Raw genomic sequence first — 19137 nt, forward strand, 5'->3', positions numbered from 1 at the left:
TAATGGCAGGCGCATCAATCAGTATCGACTATAGCTTCCCGGATAAAGCCATCGCCGCCCGGCTACGCGCCCTGGTCGATGCCGGTGAAGACTTGGAACCCGCCTTTATCGATATCGGTGAAGGTTTACTTAACAGCACCCATGATCGATGGGATCAGCAAGTCGATCCTGAAAGTAACCCATGGGAGCCACTCGATCCGAAATATCAGGCACGTAAAAAGAAAAACGCCGACAAGGTGCTGGTGCTAGAAGGATTCATGCGTGACACGCTAGCCTATAACACCAGCAGCCAGAGTATGGAAATGGGTACCAACCTTATCCAGGGCGCGACCCATCAGTTCGGTGATGAAGACCGAGGTATTCCCGCCAGGCCCTACTTGGGTGTGTCAGAAGACGATGAACAAATGATAATTGATACCCTTTACGAACACTTTCAAGATGCACTACGTTGAATCTCTGTGTGCCGTTCTAAGCTGTTTTAACTGTTGATGTGCGGTCAGTATTGGAATATAAAAGTATTAAACGATTGTGCGGGAATTTAAACGGGGTTAAGCGGTCTTTAATAGTGTTGCTATTGCTTGGATATGTAAAACTGTGACAATATGCCTTATTATGGATAACTACTAATAGGGAGTAACCCTGATGCTGATGGTTTGATTGGTGTCGGGTTTTTTTGTGCCTGATGGCAGACAAATATCAATCAAGAACAGACTTACTCGTTGAAAATGCATCGCTTCGGGGAAGTATCGCAACAATGCGAGCTGCTGAGTGGTCAAAAACTATAAGGTGGTTTATTGCTGGGTCAGCATTGGTTTTAGGGCTATATCTTTTATCGCCAGTTGCAATTTCATGGGCTGGTAAAACAACAAAAGCTGATATTGGCATTAACGCGAAAATCCACGCTGAAATTAACAAGGATGAAAAGTCAGCTGAAGAGAGTAGTTATCTAGTTGGCTTGCTCGGTGGTCTCTTTGGTGTGTTCGGGATTTTATATGGTAGAGGTCAGTCAAGACATAGAAAAAATGTGGTTGAACGCTATCAACCATATAAAGAGATGTATGAAAAAGAAGTGGACAGTAAGAGAACATCTAGTGACTTAACGCCAAGAGGCGAAACAAGACCGGAGGATGTGTGATGGATTCACAATTGAATGATTCAATATTACTGATCGCGTTATTTATTGGGATTTGGTACGCCTGGTTTGTTGAGTATAGAAGCTATTTGAACGACTCTACTCGTCAGCGCCTTTTTGATATACGTGATCAATTATTCAATGCCGCTGAAGCGGGAGAAATTGATTTTGATAATGAATTGTATTGCATTACACGCACGACTTTGAATGGGGTGATTAGATACACCCATCAGTTAAGTGCGATGCATTTTATCCTGACGTTATTTTTGGGCCGGAATGATATTAAAAATAGTCCTCAGTTAAAACGTTATCAAGAGCGTTGGGAGGATGCTTTCTTAAAAACAGAGTCAGAGCATCAAAAGAAACTGATATTAAAAGCCCAAAAAGAAATGCACCTTACTGTCTTTTATCACATTGTCAGAGGTTCACTCTTTTTAAGGGCGGTACTATATATGACGGCATTGCTCCTAATTCTAAAAAATCGCAAGATTGATAATGCTGTCACGTCAAAAAGTGTACGTAGTAAATGGACAATGCTGGATGCTGAAGCTAATTGCATAGGTCAAGCGGTTGCATCTTAACTTCTGATTGTTGCCGTTTTTATGCGTAGACGGTATCTTCAATAACAACAAATATTTAATGCCCTGAACTGTTTCAGGGCATTTTTTTTGCCCCGCATTCGTAGAGTGGCACCTGTTCTTGAAATAAACGACGAACAGGAGACTCGCCATGACATCATTCCCTCAAGGTCGCTATGCATAACGTAGCGCTTGCAATCTGCTCACTACTGGTCGGCACTGATGGTGCCGTCCAGTTATTTCCTGCTGGCAAGTTCGATGCCCCTCGCGGTGCGATGGCAGGGAGTGGCCCTTGGTATCTTGATGATGTTTCTGCAGCTGCACTTATTAATCGCGTTCAATCACGCAAGAACGACATCGTTTTCGATTACGAACACCAAACTTTGTTGGCTGCTAAAAATGGTCAGCCTGCACCCGCTGCCGGTTGGGGTAAGCCTGCCGCGTTGAGTTGGGTGCCTGATAAAGGTCTCATGTTGTCTAGTCCTGAATGGACACCAAAAGCCAACGGCTTCATCACCAACAAAGAATATAAATATATTTCACCCGTTTTCACCTATGACCCCAAAACAGGTCATGTCTTGGATTTACTTCATGTCGCGTTAACCAATAACCCAGCCATTGATGGAATGGATGATGTATTGGCAGCGGCTTCCCTTCTCCCGCAACCAAAACAAGAGGACGCTTCTATGAACGAGGAGACTTTAAAGCTGTTACGCCAATTATTTGGCCTTGCAGCTGATGCCGATGAATCAGCGGTGACTGCAGCTCTGACTGCTATGAATAAGCAGGTTACCAACATGGCAACCACATTGGAGCTGAAAGACACTTCAGGGCTTGCTGCGCTGACAGCGGTTAGCAATGCTCTCGGTGAGCTAAAGAAAAAAGCCGATAGCGCTGATGAAGCTGTTGCTGCTGCCACTGCGGCTACCCCCGACACCGCTATGGCTGTTATTAAAGAGCAAGGCGAAGAAATTGCTGCTCTGACAGCGCGCCTGGATGGCAATGACAAGGACGCCATGATTGCCGCAGCCAAAGCAGATGGCAAGCTCACTCCCGCCATGGAGCTGTGGGCTAAAGACCAGCCGGTTGATGTGCTGAAGTCCTACCTTAAATCAGCCGCCCCCATTGCCGCCCTGACAGGTAAACAAACCACCACACAGCAAGTCGATGACGACGGCAACCCCGTTCTGTCTGATGCGCAGTTGGCGGTTTGTACGCAATTGGGTGTCGAGCCAGCCGAATACGCCAAATCACTCAAAGGAGATAAGTAATGGCCGCATTAACCAAAGACCGTAATACCCCGCAACGGTTAGGTGAAGTTCACAACCATCCAGTGGCGGCATCAAGTGTCATCTTTGCTGGCTCTATTGTTGTGCTTGATTCATCTGGCAATGCTGAGGCTGGTTCAACGGCAACCGGTTTGAAAGCCGTAGGCCGTGCAGACCAGCACGTTGATAACGGTGCTGGCTCTGCCGGTGATAAAGCCATTGATGTACGCAAAGGCACGTTCTTGTTTGCAAACGATGGCTCGATTGACCGCACCGATATCGAAGCCACCGCTTACATCGTCGATGACCAGACAGTGGCTAACACTGACGACACCGGCTCCCGTAGTGCTGCAGGCAAGATTGTCGACGTTGATGTTGACGGCGTCTGGGTCAAATTCGACTAAGACTTCACTGGTTTAGCTAATTAATAAGGATGACACCATGAAAAAACTGATTCTCTTGCCGATGGCCATCGTCGGCGCTCTCGTAATGATGACCTCCGCGATGGCGGCTGACTGGTCATTGCCAGCCAGCCTAATGACCGGCCCTGCCTCATTGAATACGGCCATGATGGGTGATGCAATGCCAATGCTGGCGTTTGGCGGCATCATCATTAACAAACAGGCTATTCAAGATATTTTTATTGGCCTGAAAACCGTCTTCCATAACGCACTCAAAGCCCGAACCAGTAACTGGCAACTGACTGCGATGGAGGTCATGTCTAGCACCAAGACCGAAGACTACGCCTGGTTAGAACGTTTCCCGAAAATGCGTAAATGGGTGGGTGAAAAGCATGTCAAAGCCTTGAAAGCCGGTAAATACACTGCCACCAATGAAGATTGGGAAACGACCATCGCGGTTGATCGTAACGATATCGAAGATGACACCTTGGGTATCTACAACACCCAAGCCAATATGGCGGGTGACTCAGCGGGTGAACTGCACGACATCATCTTGGACGATCTGAAAAACAACGCCTTTATTAATGAAGGTCTTGATGGTCAGTACTTCTATGACACCGATCATGAAGTGAATGAAGATTCGGTATCGAACAAACTGACAGTGGCATTGAGCGCGGCAACATCAGCGGCTGCAGCGGCGTCTTACGGTGCGGCACGTACTGCAATGATGAAGTTCACCGATGACGAAGGCATGCCATTGCGTCTGGTACCCGACTTGCTCGAAGTGCCACCGGCTTTGGAAGCTGTCGCACGTAAATTGGTCGAAGCCGACAAGCTCGACGATGACAGCCCGAACCCCTACAAAGGCACAGCCAAAATTGAAGTCAATCCGGGGTTAACGTCTGATACTGTCTGGTTCCTCCACCACACCCGCAACGCTGTGAAGCCTTTCATTATCCAGATGCGTAAGAAGCCTGTCTTCGTCAGCCAGACGGATATGGAAAACGATGATGTATTCAATAAGCGTGAATACAAGTTTGGTGCCGAAGCGCGAGCGACTGGCGTGTATGGCTTCTGGCAACTGTCTGTCGGTTCCACCGGCGGCGCGTAGTTAATCAGCCTTTAAGACAACTTTATCAGGGCGGTTTTCCGCCCTGATAACCAAGATAAGGAACGCATGATGGAAAACTTACTACAACTGCTACGTGAGAAGGCATTCGACAAAAAGCCTACCGTCGAAGAACTGAAAAAGTTTGATGGTCTGGACAGCATTACAGCCAAAGAGCGTGATGAAGCCTGGAAAGTCATTCAGGACGAAAAGCAGGCTCAGTCTAAAACGAATTCAGAAGCTGATGATAATGGGGGTGGCGGTGACTCAGACAAAAACAGCACAACCACAACAACCACTACAACCGACAGTGACCCTGATTCTAAACCAAGCACCAAACAGAACGCTTTACCACACTACCGTGTGACCGTGATGCGGGATGGGTTTCGTCGTTTAGGTCGTGCCTGGTCAGGCAGTGATGATGTCGAGCTGAGCGAAGAAGAGGTCGCCATCCTGGAAGCCGATCCGATGTTCAGCGTTGTCGAGCTATAAGCGGATATCTCAACGATGCCTTACTGCACACAACAAGACCTGGTCACCCGATATGGAGAGGATGAACTGATCCAGCTTACGGATAAGCAAAACACGGGTCAGCTGGACACGGACGTCATTAATTTAGCCATTGCCGACTCAGACAGCATGATTGATGGTTATCTGGGTGGCCGTTACAGCCTGCCGATTGACCCGCTGCCAAGGTCATTGGTGCGTATTGCTTGCGAAATTACACGCTATTACTTGTACGAAAATCTAGCGCCCGATGAAGTAAAAGACCGGTACAACGAAGCAGTCAAGTCACTCAAAAGCATCGCCCGTGGCGAATTGAGCATTGGTATCAGTACAGAAGGTGCCAAACCTCTCAGCCAAAACACAGTGAAAATCAACACCGGTGGCAATGTCTTTAACCGTAAAGATAAGAGCTTTATATGAACAGCATTAGCACCGTTGAAGATCACATCATTGAAAAAGCACAGGCGTTATTTGGCAATACATTAAGCGCTGCTGAAGTGTTACCCAGCGCGTTGAACTTGGCAGTACTGAAACAGTTGGTTGCCTCAAACAGAACGCCGGGCGTTTACACCACGTTTCTCGGTGGTCAAGGCAACTCACGCGGTAGCCTCAATGGCCGTTTTGATGTGTATGTCATCACCCGTCACGTTGGTAACCACAGCGCCCGGCGTCGAGGTGACACAACCACCATTGGTGCTTATGACATTTTAGCGGCACTGATTCCTAAGCTGCATGAATCGACGATTGCAGGGGTCGGTTCACTGGCGCTGAAGAATGTCAGGAATCTGTTTTCAATGCAGCTGGAGCAAAGCTTCAAAGCCACGATGTATGCCGTCACTTTTGAGTTGCCAAATATGCCATTTCCTAATGACTTTGACCCATCAACGTTGGCTGATTTTGTCACCTTTCATGCTGAACATTCATTGGTCGACGGCGACGACGAACCCGACGCTATTGACCACATAACATTGGAGCAATAAACCATGCCAGACCGAATTTTTATCAAACCCGCCAAGCAGGCTGTCAATGTGCGAAAGCTACGCGGCGGTCTGTTAAATCAGCACGGTGAATACGTGCCACGTGAAGTGTATTACCTGAAGCGGATAAAAGACGGTGATGCGATTGAGCTAACCAGTGACGCCGACATTAAAAAAGCGTTGGCCAAGGCTAAAACGGATGCCAAAAAAGCCGTTGCTGCCAAACCCACAGATTCAACTGATAAGGATGCATAAGCATGGCTATTTCTTTTGATACGATTCCTGAAAAATTACGTCTACCGTTTACAGCCATTGAGTTCAGTAATCGGTTGGCAGGTAATGCCAATATTGATTTTAAAATGCTGGTTATCGGTCAGCGACTGTCAACCGGCACGATTCCAGCGGGGCAAGCAGTTCGTGCCAATAGCCCTGAAGAATTGGAAGCGTATTTTGGTCGAGGCTCTATGTTGGCTGAAATGGGCAAGGCACAAATCAATGCCGATCAGTTTACTGAAAAGTGGTTCTTGGCTTTAGATGATGCATCAGGCGGTGAACAAGCAACCGGGTCAATCACCGTTACTGGCCCGGCCACGCGAGGAGGCACAGTCTTTCTTTACATCGCAGGCTATCGCTTACTCATTGGTGTTGACGCTGCTGACACGGATGAAGATATTGCCAGCGCTATCGTTGCAGCCATTACGGCAGAGACGACCTTACCGGTAACAGCCGAAGTTAATGGTGCAGAGTCGACTGAGGTCGATATCACTTGTAAGTGGAAAGGTGAAACCGGCAACGATATTGATATGCGACTCAATTTCTACGATGAAGCCTTGCCTGATGGTGTCGGCCTCACCTTTGTGGCCATGTCTGGCGGTACCGGTAATCCTGATCTTACTGATGTGTTCACTGCTATTGGTGATGAATGGTACAACTGGCTTGCAGTGCCTTATACCGATACAGCCAACTTAGTGGTGCTAGAAGCCGAAGCAGAAAGTCGCTGGGGGCCAATGCGTGCCATCGGCTTTCGGGCATTTACTGCGTTTAAAGGCACCCACTCAGAAACCGGGACTTTTGGCAGTGGACGAAATGGCCCACACGTCACCTGCATGGGTACCAATGACTCACCGACTCCGCCTTATCTATGGGCTGGCGTCAATTGTGTTGTCGCTGCCGCTTCCTTGCAAATTGACCCGGCACGTCAGCTAAGAACGCTGGCATTGCCTGGTATTAAGCCACCGAAAAAAGAACTGCGTTGGGATGGTACCGAGCGTAATCAGCTGCTGTTCGATGGTATTGCTACTTACAGTGTTGATCGTGGTGGATTGGTACGAATTGAACGTCAAATCAGTATGTATCAAACCAATGCGTCCGGCTTTGCTGATGACAGTTATCTCAACATCAACACGGCAGAAACATTAGAACGCATCCGCTTTGAGCAACGGGCAATGGTGTCTCAAAAATTCCCGCGTCACAAGCTGGCGGATGATGATTTTGATATTCCAGCCGGTCAGGCGGTGGTGACGCGTAATGCCATGGAAGATGAGTTTTTAGCCTTGTATACCGTCTTTATGGATCGCGGCTGGTGCCAGGATTATGAAGGTTATAAAGCCACAATCATCGCTGAAATTCATGATGACGATCCAGACCGTCTGGATATGTATGACTCACCAAAACTCATCAATAACCTACGTGTCACGGCTGTGCACACTGAATATCGTCGTTAAATTTAGGAGTAAGCAATGAGCGAACAAGTCACAGGAAAAGTAAAAGTCAGAATTGACGGCGGTGTTATTGAGTCAGAAAACGAAGCCACGTTAGATCCGGGTGGTGTTTCAAGAGAACCGTCGAGCCATGGTGGCAAAACCTATTTCACCGAATCAGATTCACCACCGAACCTGAAGTTTAAAATCCTGCTCACGTCAACGGTTGACGTGACAGAGGTGAATAAGTGGAAAAACAAAACCGTCACGTTTATCACTGATACCGGCCAACGTTATTTAATGCGTAACGCCTTCACTGTGAATGTGATTGAGCATGGCATGACCAGTGCGGATGTCGAGATGTCAGGCGATATGGCGGAGAAGGTATAAACGCATGGCCACGATAACAATTTCACTCGAACACGGCGTCAAAATGGGCGATAAAACCCACACTACAGTCTTGCTGCGAGAGTTAACCCCTGGAGACATCATTGATGCGGGGCTAGCGTCTGAACGTGTCACGGCATCAGATGATGGCTATGTGTTTGCTGTCAGTCCGACATTGATGGGGCTTCATACCTTGGCGAAGCAGATTGAATCTATTGGTGATTATGACGGCATTGTTGATATTGATGACCTGCGTAAATTTCACCGTGAAGATTTTGAGCTGCTTCAGTTTCATGCAGAACGATTAGACCAGGCAGTGCTGGAGTCTGTCATGCAGCGGGGGAAGCATGATGCGTCTGGCGGAGAACCTGAACTGGCAGACGATTAAGTTCAGCCAGTACAGCCAGACGCCTCTTAACTACACATTAAATAGACCTTTAAGACTCTTTTATACGCAGCTAATGAAACGATGAGCCAAAACGACTTAACAACCAGCATCAACATCAACGCCGGAGGTAACTTCGGCCGCCAGATGCGTGTTAATGAAGACCGTTGGAAACGCTTTAGCAAAACAGGCCAACGTCAAATGGGCGTGTTGCGTAGAAGTGTCAGCAGCTTTGGTAACGGGCTTGATAAGTTAGGCAATCGTTACACCGCACTATTGACCGGTGCCGCTGGTGCCGGAACAGCCAAGTTTTTAGTCTCGCTTGAGCGTCGCTTCACTCGGCTAGGCATTCAAGCCAATATCGGTGCTGAAGCAATCGATGAACTGAAAAAGAAAATCTATGAAACGGCACAATCACCCGACATCAGAGTTGACCCAAGTCAAATCACCAGCGCGATTGAATCTATTGTCGAGAAAACCGGTGACCTGGACTTTGCTGAAGCCAATATCCGCAACATTGGTTTAGCCATCCAGGCAACCGGTGCAGAAGGCACATCGATTGGTGAAGTGCTAGGTGAGTTCCAGAAAATGGGCATCGTCTTGGAAAAAGACGTGCTTACGGCACTCGACACACTCAATGTGCAAGGTAAAGAAGGCGCGTTCACCTTGCAAAATATTGCGGCATTAGGCCCTCGTGTTGTCACCGCTTACACCTCGATGGGGCGGCAAGGTATTCCTGCTATTCGTGAGATGGGTGCGGCATTGCAGGTTATCCGTCAGGGTACCGGCTCATCAGAGATGGCAGCGACGGCTTTTGAAGCCTTAATGCGGACACTGAGTGATGCTAAGAAAATAGACATGCTCAAAAGCGGCGGCATCAAAATATTTGATGCTGAAGCTTTAAGTCGTGGCGAAGAAGTGTTGCGACCAATCAATGAAATCATGGTCGACATTATCAAAAAAACACAAGGCAAAAAAACACTGTTAAGCACCGTGTTTGATGCAGAAGCCATGCGTGCATTCAATTCTTCCACTGCCGAGTTCCAGCGCACTGGTGGGCTGGAAAGCTTAGATAAATTCATGAATGTCCACGCTGATGGCACCACCACATTAGAAGACTCGACCAGAGCAGCAAATGATGCCGCAGGCGCTATGCGAAACCTCTACACTGCCTGGCAACAATTTGCTGACTCAAACCTGACTACCTACATTCAATCATTGGCGGACACGATCAATGACATTGATAAAGAAACACTGGATATGCTCATCAAAGGTGCAGCAGGTCTGGTTGCAGTCGGTGGCACAGCTATCCTAGCGAGGAAACTCTATAAAGGTGGCAAGGGTATCTCCGACTTTGTTAAAGGCAGCAAAGCTAAATCCGCCATGGGTGGTGCACTAGGCGGGATGGATGGGGTAACGCCTGTTTATGTTGTCAATATGCGCGGCGGCATGGATCCAACGGGTATGGATCCAAAAAAGAAACCAAAAGTAAAAAAACCTAATCGTAGGCAAATGCTTAGAGCAGCGCCAAATATGAAAACAATAGCAGCGATGGGTGCCGGAGCGATGGGTACTGCTGGTTTAGCAGTTGGCGCTGCTGGTTTGGCAGGTTACGGAGCCGGTAAGGTTATTTATGATAATGCATTAGAAGGCACTGAGTTTGCTGACGCATTAGGCCGTTCGATTGCTAAAGCCTTGGCTTTGTTTGGTAATGATAATGCTCAGGCCGCATTAAGTGCGGAAAAACGCAGCCAACTGCAAATTGAAGTCACCGATAAGCGTGTCCAGGTCAAAAATATCCAAAGCGATGACATGGATATTAATGTCGATACTGGCCCTACAGTGGGGAATCTGTAATGGCCGAACAAGTATTGACATGGCGCGAGCAACTTCAACAATCCTCATTCCGTGGCGTTGAGTTTTATGTTGATGACCATACGCTCGAATTTGGTCGCCGTGTCCAGTTGCATGATTATCCCTTTAAAGATGATGCCTATGCCGAAGACTTAGGCGGCAAAGATGCTGTGTACTCCTTTCCTGCTTTTGTAGTGGGTGAAGATTACAGGCAGCAGCGTGACAAACTGATTGAGGCTTTAAACAAAAAAGGCTCTGGCACCTTAGTTCATCGTTACCTCGGACGTGTCCGTGTGCAGGCTGGCCCCAGCAGTTTGCGTGAAACCAATAAAGAAGGTGGTATTGCCCGATTTACTCTGACTTTTTACAAAGCTGAGTCACGCGCCAAGCCAACATCAAAAGTTGACACGCAACAACGCGTCAATGCAGCGGCCAAAAACGCACAAGCTGTAGTGAAGCAACAATTTACATCGGCATACAGCGTTACCGGCTTTCCAGGTTGGGTGAAAGAACAGGCGAAAACCGTCTTATCCGATATCGAGTCACGCTTTTCCGGATTAGGTGTTATCGATGCCACCATTGCCGATTTTGTTGGTTTGCCCGATGCCTTAGCGGGGCAGGTGATTGGCAGTGTCGGCAGTCTTTCTGCCATGACTCAGTTTCGTAAACTGTTCAGCTTTGGTAGCGAATCAGCCGCCGTGCCAACCACCACGCCAAGTCGTGTTCAGCAAGCCTCAAATCAGCAGGCAATCATTAACCTGGTACAACAATCATCACAAATTGAAGCGGCCAGAGTGGCTAGTACCCGTGATTATGACTCGGCTCAAGATGCGATTGCCGCACGTGATGAACTGTCTGAGGTATTAGATGAGCAAATGCAAGCGGCAGACGATGAGACCTATATCGCACTGCAAGATTTACGGGCTTCCATGGTTCAAGACCTGACAGAACGTGCCGCCAACCTCAAGCAAGTTCGTCGCTATACACCACAAGCGACATTGCCCTCATTAGTGATTGCGCATCAGCTCTACCAAGACGCTGATCGTGCAACCGATATCGTCTCTCGCAATAACATCGGTCACCCCGGATTTGTACCCGGTGGTCAGACTTTGGAGGTGTTGGATGCATGATGTCGCCTTGAAAGTGAATGGTCTGGACTGGTATGGCTGGGAAGAGGTTCGGATCAATCGTTCAATTGTTCAAATTGCGAATGAGTTTAATCTCAAGCTGACTGATAAATGGTCTGAAAACAGCGCGCCACGCCCTATTAACGATGGCGATTCCTGCAAGGTGACGATTGATGATCACACGGTCATCACTGGCTATATTGATGAAGTTGATCATAGCTATGATGACAGCACTAATGGCATTCAAGTAGCAGGGCGTGATGCAACCGGTGACCTGGTTGATTGTAGCGCGCCATCGTTTCAGTGGGCTGGTCGTAACCAATTAGAGGGTGCGTCAGTACTCTGTGAGCCATACGGTATTCCGGTGTCCTCAACGGTTGATACCAGCAAACCGTTTGCCACAATGAAATCAGATGAAGGTGAAAGCACCTTTGAAGTGCTCGATACCGTCGCTAAAATCAGAGCAGTACTGCTAGTGTCTGATGGTTTGGGTGGCCTAAAAATCACACGTTCCGGAACCCGACGCCTGAAAGGCAGTTTAGAAACCGGTGTCAACATTAAAGCCGGTAGTCGTAAACGCTCATCACGCGAACGCTTTAGTCACTACACGGTTAAAGGCCAAACCAGCAGTGCCTGGATAGATACGGTATCGGTGTCAGCTACCGTGGCAGATAAAGCCGTTACTCGTCATCGACCTAAAATTATTCTAGCTGAAGATGCCTTAGATGCCGCTGGCTGCAAAGCCAGAGCCACATGGCATAGAAATATTTCTGCAGCGAAAGCTCAGACATTTAATTACACGATGCTGAGCTGGTATTTAGACGATGAATTGATCGAACCCAATTGCCTTATCGCAGTGAAAGACCACTACCTGAATGTCAATCGTGACCTATTGATCGTAGGCATCACCTATATAGTTGATGATAAAGGGCTGCGCGCTGAGCTGATCCTTGGTTTGCCTGAAGCGTTTGAACTACAAGCCCTGCCAGAGCCAAACGATGAAGGCGGTGTCTGGTAATGCGTCGCTTACAGAAATTACTGTCACCATTAAAACGTGGCCTGCAACAAATGCTACGTGTCGGTGCCTTGCTTAAAGTCAATGACGCACCACCGATTCAAATGGTGCAGATCGAAACCTTATCTGGTGAGGTGATTGAGGTGCCTCGCATTCAAGATTACGGCATAACATCCGTGCCACTACCCGGAGCAAAAGGTGTCGTCGCGGCTATTGGCGGTAAAACCAATGGCTATGTTTGCATCAAGATGGATGATAAGCGCTATCGTCAAGTCAGTCTCAAGCCGGGCGAAGTTGCACTCTACGATAGTCAAGGACAACTCGTTCACCTCAAGCAGGGTGGCCTGATGGAGTTGATTGCCAACACACAAATCACGGCCAAAGTGCCGGTTTTTCGTATCGAAGGCCAACTGAACGTCACCGGCGACATTATCGATCACGTCGATAGCGATGGTCTGACCATGGCGAGCATGCGTTCTACTTATAACGGCCACAATCATAATGGCGATAGTGGCGGCACCACCAGTAACCCTAATCAGAGTATGACACCATGATGGATTTTGTTATCAAAATGGTGAATAAAAATGGTCGTCCACGCTTTGTGCTGGAAACCGATCCATTAAAAATTACCTACGTCGCGATACTGGAAACAGCCGTCATCGTGGCGCTTTTCACTGACAGACAAGCCGACTCAGATGACGTCATCCCCGATGGCACCAATGATAAACGTGGCTGGTGGGGCGATGCCTTGGCGTCTGTTTCTGGTGACTTGATCGGCTCACGGCTTTGGTTGTTACAACGTGAAAAGCAAACCGAGCCTGTGCGAAAAGCCGCTGAAGACTATGCCGATGAAGCCTTGCAGCATCTCATTGATGATGAAGTGGTTGATTCCGTGCAAGTCACAGCCAGTTACCCACGCGCTGAATGGTTAGCCTTAGATATCGACATCGAAACAGCAGACGGCCAGCTTTTAAATTTCAATTATGCCTGGGAGGCTTTCAATGGCGTTTAAACGTCCTTCATTGGCAGAATTACATGCCCGTTTAACGGCGAATATTGATAGCAGAACCGATGGTCAGCCACGTCTGCGCCGTTCACCGTTTAATATCTTTGCCACGGTCATGGCGGGTGGCATGCATGAGATGTATGGCTATCAAGCCTATAAAGCGAAGCAGTTATTGCCTGATAGCGCCGATGAAGCGCACTTTGGTCGTCTCGCATCAATTGAAGGCACCGAGCGAAACCCATTCGAATACGCGATCGGCCAATGTGAAGTCACCGGCACCAATGGCGCTGTTATCGAAGCCGGTAAAACTCTAAAACGTGCTGATGCGGTTGAATACACAGTCGATGATGAAGTCACTATTGTCGGTGGTGAAGCCGTTATTTCAGTCACAGCCGTTTTGCCAGGCGCTGAAGCCAATGCCATCGCTGGCGTTGCCTTAACCTTTGTCGATACCCTTGCCGGTATTAATGGCCAAGCCATCGTTGACGCAGACGGTATTAACAATGGTACCGACATCGAGCAGCTTGAAAGTTGGCGTCAACGTCATATCGAAAACATCCAGCAACCGGCTCAAGGTGGCGCGGCACATGACTACATTAGATGGTCAAAACAAGTGCCAGGTGTTACCCGTGCATGGCAATATCCGGGTGAGATGGGTGAAGGCACTGTCACCGTTCGTTTCGTGAGAGATAACGATGACAGCATCATCCCTGATGCGACTGAAGTGGAAGCGGTGTATGACTATATTTTTGAACAGCACCCTGTTACAGCCGGGATCTATGTTGTTGCCCCCATCCCTGTCGCTTTAGATTTAACTATCGCGTTGACACCGAATACCACGGTTGTCAAAGCAGCCGTTGAATCCGAAATAGCCGACTTACTTTCGCGAGAAGCGATTCCAGAAGATGGTAATGGCAAAGGCACTATCAAAGTCAGCCATATCCGAGAAGCGATTAGTATCGCTGCTGGTGAGACCGATCATGTTTTAGTTAGCCCGACAGAAGACGTCACGCTAACGCTAGGCCAAATTCTCGTGCCAGGTGATATCACATGGCAATAAAAACCCAGCAATACCTCACTATGCTGATGGCCTTAATGCCTCGCGGCCTGCTTTGGGACGATCTGCAACACGATCCTGACTTTATCGGCTTGTTCGAATCAACCGCTGAAGAGCTTGCCATCCTTCACGCCCGTGAAGATGACCTGTTAGACGAAGCAGACCCGCGTACCACCTATGAAATGCTTAATGAGTGGGAAGCCGCTTACGCGCTGCCCGATCCGTGCGTAGATGACGTGCAAACCCTTCAGCAGCGACTGGCTAGCCTATACGCCAAAGTGACCAATAAAGGGGGGCAAAGCATCCCGTATTTTATAGCCATTGCAGAATCGATTGGCTATCAAGTCACTATCACCGAGTTTTCGCGCTGGACAGTCGCAGACCGAGTCAATAAACCGCTTTATGGGCAGTCTTGGCAGTTTGCATGGCAGGTCAATGCGCCTGAAGAAACGATTAGCTATTGGAGAGTGAATGGCCGCGTCGATGAGCCATTAGCATCATGGGGCAATAAGCGCCTCGAATGCACACTCCATAGATTAAAACCCGATCACACCACACTCATTTTTTCCTACGGAGGATAATAATGGAACCACGTAATTATGAAGCGGATGCTTCAGCATCACCTCCTGATGCCCCAGCAGTACCGTCAGTTGGTTATCCAACAAATGGTGATCCTACATCCGGTACACCAGCGACATGGCCCGGCGCGCATTGGTTCTACAAAATGGGCGAGTCACTACGCAACGTCATCACTAATGCAGGCCTCACACCTGATGATGGTGATTTAAACCTGCTGCAGAAAGCCATCGTCAAGCTGGTCTCAGCCACCAACCACGTTGTACGGCTGGAAGATGTCACCTTTGGTCCATCAGTAGCCGATGGCGATGCCGTGTACTGGGACACTGCCAACAGCCGCTATGACCGTGCCATTGCCGACGGTACCGACAAACAGAAGATGGTCGGCTTTGCGGATGTCACCAACAGCCTGGTCGAAGCGTTTGGTCGTTCGGCGCTGTTCTCCGGCCTGACGGTGGGTGACAAGTATTATCTGTCTGGCAGTACGGAGGGGGAAATTACTGCAACTGCGCCATCCGAAAAGGTGGTCGTCGGTCTGGCTAAATCAGCCACCGTGATGTTTGTTGATATTGACCCGATTGCCGGTACGCCTATTCAGGATCAGACGACATGGAATACGGGAACCGATACGACTGAGAGTATTATCAGCCCCGACAAGCTTGATGCCAAAATCAAAACGATGGCTATTGGCGAGGGGCAGGTCTGGCAAGACGTTTTTGTCAGTCGTTCAGAGGGTGTTACTTATACAAACACTACTGGTAGATCTATTCAACTGGCGATAGTTCTAAGCGCTGGCAGTGGGCCTCGTAATTTCCTTGTTGACGGTGAAGTTATCTGCACTATCGCAGGTGATTCTGATGAACAATACGTTAATTTGATTATTCCGAACGGTAGCACATATCAAGCCGGAGCTGGAGTTCTTTCGGGATTTGATGTTTGGTGGGAGCTTAGATAATGAAATATTTTAAAGACGAAAATAATAATGTCTTTGCATTTGAATCCGATGGCTCACAAGATCATTTAATTAAGTCTGGCATGACTGAAATTGATGAGTCAGAAATTCAATCTGTCATAGATTCAAAACTAATAATCGATGATCGGCTTGCTAATAAGCATTCTGAGATTGTTCAGAAATTCAAACTAGCCATGGCTCCAGTCACGAGTCTTTATACGGCTGAAGAAATTGCTAGCTTCCCAACGCAAGAGCCAGAAGCAATAGCTTGGCAGTCGGACAATGCCGCGCCGACGCCACTGATTGACTTCATTGTTGCAGAGAGAGCCAGCGTTGATAAAGCAACCCTAGTCGGACGAATCATTAGCAATGCGTCCAATTATAAAAGTGTGGCTGGCCCAGCTATTGGAAAAAAGCAGGACTATGAAGACTTGCTTTATGCACTTCAAACACAGCACGAAGATGAGCAGCAGCCGGATGTGATTCAAGCTGATATTGACGCGATTGTTGTGGATTACAGGTAATGCCTAAGCAATCAAAAATATCCTGGTCAGACCTGACACCGGAACAAAAAATCAGTTTTGGAAATGGCTGTGGCCCTGACTGGCTACCCGAACCAGTTGCTAAGCTGTTATTTGGTTGGTTCTTCGAGGCGAGTTGCCGTCATCACGATTTTAACTACCAACGTGGTGGTGGTGATAAGGATCGTCTCTCAGCTGACCGAGGCTTTTTTAAAGCCATGCTGCGAGATGTCAAGCGGCTGCATTGGTCATTACAATTGCCAGCAGCTATAGAAGCTGTTGGGTTCTATGGTCTGGTTCGCTTCTTTGGCCGTTTTCATTTTGAAGATGGCCAATACAAATCGCTAGACCAAATACTGAAGTAAAGGAAGAGACAGCGACTCGGCAGTGCGCCAACACTGCCGAGCCGTCAACCCACAGGCACATACCCTGTGAGCCAACCAAGGCCATCCCGCCGCGTCGACGCAGCCGGGCCAGCCTAGCACAAACAGATAGAGGCTCACATGAAAGAAGTTAGATGTGGTGGCTGCAGCCGGTTACTGGCTAAAGCTGAATACGTACAAATCGAAATCAAGTGTCCGCGATGTAAGACACTCAACAACGTGAAGGCCATTGAGTCTCTTAATCCAGCACCAGCGAGTGCCAGACCAATAGAGGAAAAACATGGCCAAACCAATTATCCCGTGGATGGGCGGTAAAACCCGACTCGCAAAAGACATCCTGCCCCTGTTTCCGGAACATCAATGCTACGTCGAAGTCTTTGCTGGTGGCGCAGCGCTCTTTTACAAAAAGGAACCATCCAAAGTCGAAGTGCTTAATGACATCAATGGTGAGCTGACCAACCTTTACCGGGTTGTTCAGCACCACCTTGAAGAATTCGTCCGGCAGTTCAAGTGGGCCTTATCCAGCAGACAACTGTTTGAATGGGAAAAAGCCAAAACACCCGAAACGCTCACCGATATCCAGCGTGCAGCCAGGTTCTACTATCTGCAAAAGCTTGCCTTCGGTGGCAAGGTCGACGGCCAGAGCTATGGCACCGCCACTACCAGTCCGCCACGGCTCAATCTACTCCGCATCGAGGAGGATCTGAGCGCCGCTCACCTTCGCCTGGCCAGAACCAACGTCGAGAACCTAGACTGGCAGCGCTGCATTCAGAAATATGATCGACCAGGCACACTGTTCTATCTGGATCCACCGTACTATGAAACCGCAGGTTACGGTCAAGACTTTGGTTTAGAACAATACGAAACCATGGCAGAACTGGCCCAAACTATCCAAGGCAAAATGCTCATCAGCATCAACGACCACGACACTATTAAAAAGGTCTTTAAAGGCCTCTCAAATAAGCCTTTAAATATCAATTACACGGTAGGTGGAAATCACAATAAAAAAGCATCCCGTGAGCTGCTAATATGGAATTGGTGATAATTAACAAATGGAGTCACATTCTTAAGCGATGATTACACTAAATACCGAGAAAGGCTTAATCCGTGTTGATTCATGGGGAGATATTCAAGACTTAGCTGGTTTTGAGGAAAACCTCGATCCATCAGACCATAAATTAAAGGAGATTCTAGGTAATTATACTTTTACTGAAAAAATTCGTTGTGGTTTATCAACTTGTCATTCGCCTCATAACAAAGGCTATATTGTCTCAACTGAAGATGGCTATACCACTAACATCGGCCAGTTATGTGGTGCCAGTTACTTCGGTGTTGAATTCAACACTCTATCGAAACGCTTCGACCGTTTTGTTACTGAATCTGAAAACCGTGCCACATTAAGAGAGTTTGATATTGATTCTGTTCAACAACAGGTTTCGGAACTAAAGGCTCAGGAAAAAGGTGCCAATTGGGCTAATTCTAAACTTAGCCCGTTTAAACAGAATAAATTTCCTACCATATCTAAAGCCTTGTCTAGCATGATCAAGACACGGAGTAATCAACTTATAATTACCGTGAAAGCTACTGTGCAAGAGGTTGAAGCTATTGAGGCTGCTCAAAATGTAACCCTTGAAAGGCCTCATTATGTTGAACGTCCTGTTGCTGAAATTGCTGGCTTAGAGGCTTTGTATGATGAGAACGACATCAGAGAGTTGGTGGTTATTCAGCTTGAAAGCAATCTCAATCAATTGAGAGATGCCGATATAAATCAGCTCAGTTATCAAGATTTAGAGAAATGGGCGAAGTGGGTTAGAGAGGTTGACTCTTTAGTCAGTAAAGCCACACAAATCATTCTCTTTGCCAGAGTGTTTCTCACTAGAGAGAACTTAAAACCACTTGATCGTTTAGGTGGCAGTTATGATGAATCTTCTGCATTTACTTCTTATATAAAGCAGCTTAAATAGATCATTAATTACCTATAGTTAGTTTGGAGTTTGTTATGTCTGGTTTTGTTTCTGTTGAGGTCGAAGGGAAGCTCTATGAGTCTGAGTACCATGAAGTTGGTGGTGTGGTTCGGGTTTATGGTGATCTAGGTGACCCTCATAAGCCAGAGGTCGAGTTCACCACTCTTGGAGGTATGAAGCCAGACCAAGTCGCTAGGATTTTGCTGAGACGTTTGGTTAAGCGAGGAGTAGTTTCGCCA

Annotated in this window: 27 protein-coding genes; all 27 read left to right on the forward strand. The window is 47.8% G+C overall.

Annotated elements, in window-relative coordinates:
• Positions 1-2: 2 nt before the first annotated feature.
• Positions 3-452 (forward strand): phage virion morphogenesis protein, encoded by a 450-nt coding sequence (locus MDMS009_RS02925; RefSeq protein WP_008290150.1) that lies wholly within the window; start codon positions 3-5, stop codon positions 450-452.
• A gap of 230 nt (positions 453-682) precedes the next feature.
• The gene (locus tag MDMS009_RS02930) at positions 683-1135 is read left to right on the forward strand and encodes a hypothetical protein (RefSeq protein WP_154646946.1); all 453 of its coding nucleotides are present in this window, start codon (positions 683-685) and stop codon (positions 1133-1135) included.
• On the forward strand, positions 1135-1713 hold the full coding sequence (locus MDMS009_RS02935) for a hypothetical protein (protein ID WP_008290118.1): 579 nt from the start codon (positions 1135-1137) through the stop codon (positions 1711-1713). Before MDMS009_RS02930 ends, MDMS009_RS02935 begins: the two co-directional genes overlap by 1 nt.
• Positions 1714-1886: 173 nt before the next feature.
• Positions 1887-2981 carry a phage protease gene (locus tag MDMS009_RS02940; RefSeq protein ID WP_008290138.1) on the forward strand — a complete coding sequence of 365 codons (1095 nt, stop codon included), beginning with the start codon at positions 1887-1889 and terminating at the stop codon, positions 2979-2981.
• On the forward strand, positions 2981-3382 hold the full coding sequence (locus MDMS009_RS02945) for a hypothetical protein (protein ID WP_008290156.1): 402 nt from the start codon (positions 2981-2983) through the stop codon (positions 3380-3382). The genes MDMS009_RS02940 and MDMS009_RS02945 overlap by 1 nt, the downstream gene beginning before the upstream one ends.
• 37 nt (positions 3383-3419) lie before the next feature.
• On the forward strand, positions 3420-4490 hold the full coding sequence (locus tag MDMS009_RS02950) for a Mu-like prophage major head subunit gpT family protein (RefSeq protein WP_008290173.1): 1071 nt from the start codon (positions 3420-3422) through the stop codon (positions 4488-4490).
• Between the two features lie 66 nt (positions 4491-4556).
• Entirely contained in the window at positions 4557-4979 is a 423-nt protein-coding gene (locus tag MDMS009_RS02955) for a hypothetical protein (RefSeq protein WP_008290141.1), read from the forward strand.
• Positions 4980-4994: 15 nt separating this feature from the next.
• Entirely contained in the window at positions 4995-5414 is a 420-nt protein-coding gene (locus MDMS009_RS02960) for a gp436 family protein (protein WP_008290132.1), read from the forward strand.
• A complete protein-coding gene (locus MDMS009_RS02965; protein ID WP_008290165.1) occupies positions 5411-5974 on the forward strand; it encodes a phage protein Gp37 in 564 nt (187 codons plus the stop codon). Before MDMS009_RS02960 ends, MDMS009_RS02965 begins: the two co-directional genes overlap by 4 nt.
• A gap of 3 nt (positions 5975-5977) precedes the next feature.
• Positions 5978-6226, forward strand: coding sequence for a DUF2635 domain-containing protein (locus MDMS009_RS02970; protein WP_008290139.1), 249 nt, complete (start codon positions 5978-5980; stop codon positions 6224-6226).
• 2 nt (positions 6227-6228) lie between these two features.
• Positions 6229-7695, forward strand: coding sequence for a phage tail sheath subtilisin-like domain-containing protein (locus tag MDMS009_RS02975; RefSeq protein ID WP_008290329.1), 1467 nt, complete (start codon positions 6229-6231; stop codon positions 7693-7695).
• Positions 7696-7710: 15 nt separating this feature from the next.
• Complete coding sequence (locus MDMS009_RS02980; protein ID WP_008290154.1) at positions 7711-8061, forward strand: phage tail tube protein; 351 nt, start codon at positions 7711-7713, stop codon at positions 8059-8061.
• 4 nt (positions 8062-8065) lie between these two features.
• The gene (locus MDMS009_RS02985; protein WP_043887794.1) at positions 8066-8446 is read left to right on the forward strand and encodes a phage tail assembly protein; all 381 of its coding nucleotides are present in this window, start codon (positions 8066-8068) and stop codon (positions 8444-8446) included.
• Between the two features lie 81 nt (positions 8447-8527).
• Positions 8528-10300 carry a phage tail tape measure protein gene (locus MDMS009_RS02990; protein WP_008290161.1) on the forward strand — a complete coding sequence of 591 codons (1773 nt, stop codon included), beginning with the start codon at positions 8528-8530 and terminating at the stop codon, positions 10298-10300.
• Positions 10300-11427 (forward strand): DNA circularization protein, encoded by a 1128-nt coding sequence (locus MDMS009_RS02995; protein ID WP_008290153.1) that lies wholly within the window; start codon positions 10300-10302, stop codon positions 11425-11427. Before MDMS009_RS02990 ends, MDMS009_RS02995 begins: the two co-directional genes overlap by 1 nt.
• Complete coding sequence (locus tag MDMS009_RS03000) at positions 11420-12442, forward strand: phage baseplate assembly protein (protein ID WP_008290121.1); 1023 nt, start codon at positions 11420-11422, stop codon at positions 12440-12442. Before MDMS009_RS02995 ends, MDMS009_RS03000 begins: the two co-directional genes overlap by 8 nt.
• Complete coding sequence (locus MDMS009_RS03005) at positions 12442-12993, forward strand: phage baseplate assembly protein V (protein ID WP_008290167.1); 552 nt, start codon at positions 12442-12444, stop codon at positions 12991-12993. The genes MDMS009_RS03000 and MDMS009_RS03005 overlap by 1 nt, the downstream gene beginning before the upstream one ends.
• Positions 12990-13451, forward strand: coding sequence for a phage GP46 family protein (locus MDMS009_RS03010; RefSeq protein WP_008290120.1), 462 nt, complete (start codon positions 12990-12992; stop codon positions 13449-13451). The genes MDMS009_RS03005 and MDMS009_RS03010 overlap by 4 nt, the downstream gene beginning before the upstream one ends.
• Positions 13441-14505, forward strand: a complete 1065-nt coding sequence (locus tag MDMS009_RS03015) for a baseplate J/gp47 family protein (protein ID WP_008290140.1) — start codon at positions 13441-13443, stop codon at positions 14503-14505. The genes MDMS009_RS03010 and MDMS009_RS03015 overlap by 11 nt, the downstream gene beginning before the upstream one ends.
• Positions 14496-15083, forward strand: a complete 588-nt coding sequence (locus MDMS009_RS03020) for a YmfQ family protein (protein WP_008290129.1) — start codon at positions 14496-14498, stop codon at positions 15081-15083. The genes MDMS009_RS03015 and MDMS009_RS03020 overlap by 10 nt, the downstream gene beginning before the upstream one ends.
• A 2-nt stretch (positions 15084-15085) precedes the next feature.
• Positions 15086-16033: a hypothetical protein gene (locus tag MDMS009_RS15735; RefSeq protein WP_008290149.1), complete on the forward strand. Its 948-nt coding sequence runs from the start codon at positions 15086-15088 to the stop codon at positions 16031-16033.
• Positions 16033-16554: a hypothetical protein gene (locus tag MDMS009_RS03030; RefSeq protein WP_008290356.1), complete on the forward strand. Its 522-nt coding sequence runs from the start codon at positions 16033-16035 to the stop codon at positions 16552-16554. The genes MDMS009_RS15735 and MDMS009_RS03030 overlap by 1 nt, the downstream gene beginning before the upstream one ends.
• Complete coding sequence (locus tag MDMS009_RS03035; RefSeq protein ID WP_008290144.1) at positions 16554-16916, forward strand: hypothetical protein; 363 nt, start codon at positions 16554-16556, stop codon at positions 16914-16916. Before MDMS009_RS03030 ends, MDMS009_RS03035 begins: the two co-directional genes overlap by 1 nt.
• Positions 16917-17054: 138 nt before the next feature.
• On the forward strand, positions 17055-17249 hold the full coding sequence (locus MDMS009_RS16665; protein WP_081443584.1) for a Com family DNA-binding transcriptional regulator: 195 nt from the start codon (positions 17055-17057) through the stop codon (positions 17247-17249).
• On the forward strand, positions 17215-17976 hold the full coding sequence (locus MDMS009_RS03040; protein ID WP_008290345.1) for a DNA adenine methylase: 762 nt from the start codon (positions 17215-17217) through the stop codon (positions 17974-17976). The genes MDMS009_RS16665 and MDMS009_RS03040 overlap by 35 nt, the downstream gene beginning before the upstream one ends.
• A 31-nt stretch (positions 17977-18007) precedes the next feature.
• Complete coding sequence (locus tag MDMS009_RS03045) at positions 18008-18898, forward strand: hypothetical protein (protein ID WP_008290170.1); 891 nt, start codon at positions 18008-18010, stop codon at positions 18896-18898.
• 35 nt (positions 18899-18933) lie between these two features.
• A partial coding sequence (locus MDMS009_RS03050) for a hypothetical protein (RefSeq protein WP_008290359.1) occupies positions 18934-19137 on the forward strand: 204 nt, incomplete at its 3' end.

This window comes from Methylophaga thiooxydans DMS010, from assembly GCF_000156355.1.
Lineage (GTDB): Bacteria > Pseudomonadota > Gammaproteobacteria > Nitrosococcales > Methylophagaceae > Methylophaga > Methylophaga thiooxydans.

What these genes read in the sequence shown, in the direction of transcription:
- MDMS009_RS02960 (WP_008290132.1), top strand. Translation starts at nt 4,995, where the DNA reads ATGCCTTACTGCACACAACAAGACCTGGTCACCCGATATGGAGAGGAT.
- MDMS009_RS02940 (WP_008290138.1), top strand. Translation starts at nt 1,887, where the DNA reads ATGCATAACGTAGCGCTTGCAATCTGCTCACTACTGGTCGGCACTGAT.
- MDMS009_RS02990 (WP_008290161.1), top strand. Translation starts at nt 8,528, where the DNA reads ATGAGCCAAAACGACTTAACAACCAGCATCAACATCAACGCCGGAGGT.
- MDMS009_RS03040 (WP_008290345.1), top strand. Translation starts at nt 17,215, where the DNA reads ATGGCCAAACCAATTATCCCGTGGATGGGCGGTAAAACCCGACTCGCA.
- MDMS009_RS15735 (WP_008290149.1), top strand. Translation starts at nt 15,086, where the DNA reads ATGGAACCACGTAATTATGAAGCGGATGCTTCAGCATCACCTCCTGAT.
- MDMS009_RS02995 (WP_008290153.1), top strand. Translation starts at nt 10,300, where the DNA reads ATGGCCGAACAAGTATTGACATGGCGCGAGCAACTTCAACAATCCTCA.
- MDMS009_RS02965 (WP_008290165.1), top strand. Translation starts at nt 5,411, where the DNA reads ATGAACAGCATTAGCACCGTTGAAGATCACATCATTGAAAAAGCACAG.
- MDMS009_RS02975 (WP_008290329.1), top strand. Translation starts at nt 6,229, where the DNA reads ATGGCTATTTCTTTTGATACGATTCCTGAAAAATTACGTCTACCGTTT.
- MDMS009_RS03045 (WP_008290170.1), top strand. Translation starts at nt 18,008, where the DNA reads ATGATTACACTAAATACCGAGAAAGGCTTAATCCGTGTTGATTCATGG.
- MDMS009_RS03000 (WP_008290121.1), top strand. Translation starts at nt 11,420, where the DNA reads ATGCATGATGTCGCCTTGAAAGTGAATGGTCTGGACTGGTATGGCTGG.
- MDMS009_RS02950 (WP_008290173.1), top strand. Translation starts at nt 3,420, where the DNA reads ATGAAAAAACTGATTCTCTTGCCGATGGCCATCGTCGGCGCTCTCGTA.
- MDMS009_RS03005 (WP_008290167.1), top strand. Translation starts at nt 12,442, where the DNA reads ATGCGTCGCTTACAGAAATTACTGTCACCATTAAAACGTGGCCTGCAA.
- MDMS009_RS02985 (WP_043887794.1), top strand. Translation starts at nt 8,066, where the DNA reads ATGGCCACGATAACAATTTCACTCGAACACGGCGTCAAAATGGGCGAT.
- MDMS009_RS03020 (WP_008290129.1), top strand. Translation starts at nt 14,496, where the DNA reads ATGGCAATAAAAACCCAGCAATACCTCACTATGCTGATGGCCTTAATG.
- MDMS009_RS02980 (WP_008290154.1), top strand. Translation starts at nt 7,711, where the DNA reads ATGAGCGAACAAGTCACAGGAAAAGTAAAAGTCAGAATTGACGGCGGT.
- MDMS009_RS02945 (WP_008290156.1), top strand. Translation starts at nt 2,981, where the DNA reads ATGGCCGCATTAACCAAAGACCGTAATACCCCGCAACGGTTAGGTGAA.
- MDMS009_RS16665 (WP_081443584.1), top strand. Translation starts at nt 17,055, where the DNA reads ATGAAAGAAGTTAGATGTGGTGGCTGCAGCCGGTTACTGGCTAAAGCT.
- MDMS009_RS03030 (WP_008290356.1), top strand. Translation starts at nt 16,033, where the DNA reads ATGAAATATTTTAAAGACGAAAATAATAATGTCTTTGCATTTGAATCC.
- MDMS009_RS03015 (WP_008290140.1), top strand. Translation starts at nt 13,441, where the DNA reads ATGGCGTTTAAACGTCCTTCATTGGCAGAATTACATGCCCGTTTAACG.
- MDMS009_RS03010 (WP_008290120.1), top strand. Translation starts at nt 12,990, where the DNA reads ATGATGGATTTTGTTATCAAAATGGTGAATAAAAATGGTCGTCCACGC.
- MDMS009_RS02935 (WP_008290118.1), top strand. Translation starts at nt 1,135, where the DNA reads ATGGATTCACAATTGAATGATTCAATATTACTGATCGCGTTATTTATT.
- MDMS009_RS02930 (WP_154646946.1), top strand. Translation starts at nt 683, where the DNA reads ATGGCAGACAAATATCAATCAAGAACAGACTTACTCGTTGAAAATGCA.
- MDMS009_RS02970 (WP_008290139.1), top strand. Translation starts at nt 5,978, where the DNA reads ATGCCAGACCGAATTTTTATCAAACCCGCCAAGCAGGCTGTCAATGTG.
- MDMS009_RS03035 (WP_008290144.1), top strand. Translation starts at nt 16,554, where the DNA reads ATGCCTAAGCAATCAAAAATATCCTGGTCAGACCTGACACCGGAACAA.
- MDMS009_RS02925 (WP_008290150.1), top strand. Translation starts at nt 3, where the DNA reads ATGGCAGGCGCATCAATCAGTATCGACTATAGCTTCCCGGATAAAGCC.
- MDMS009_RS02955 (WP_008290141.1), top strand. Translation starts at nt 4,557, where the DNA reads ATGATGGAAAACTTACTACAACTGCTACGTGAGAAGGCATTCGACAAA.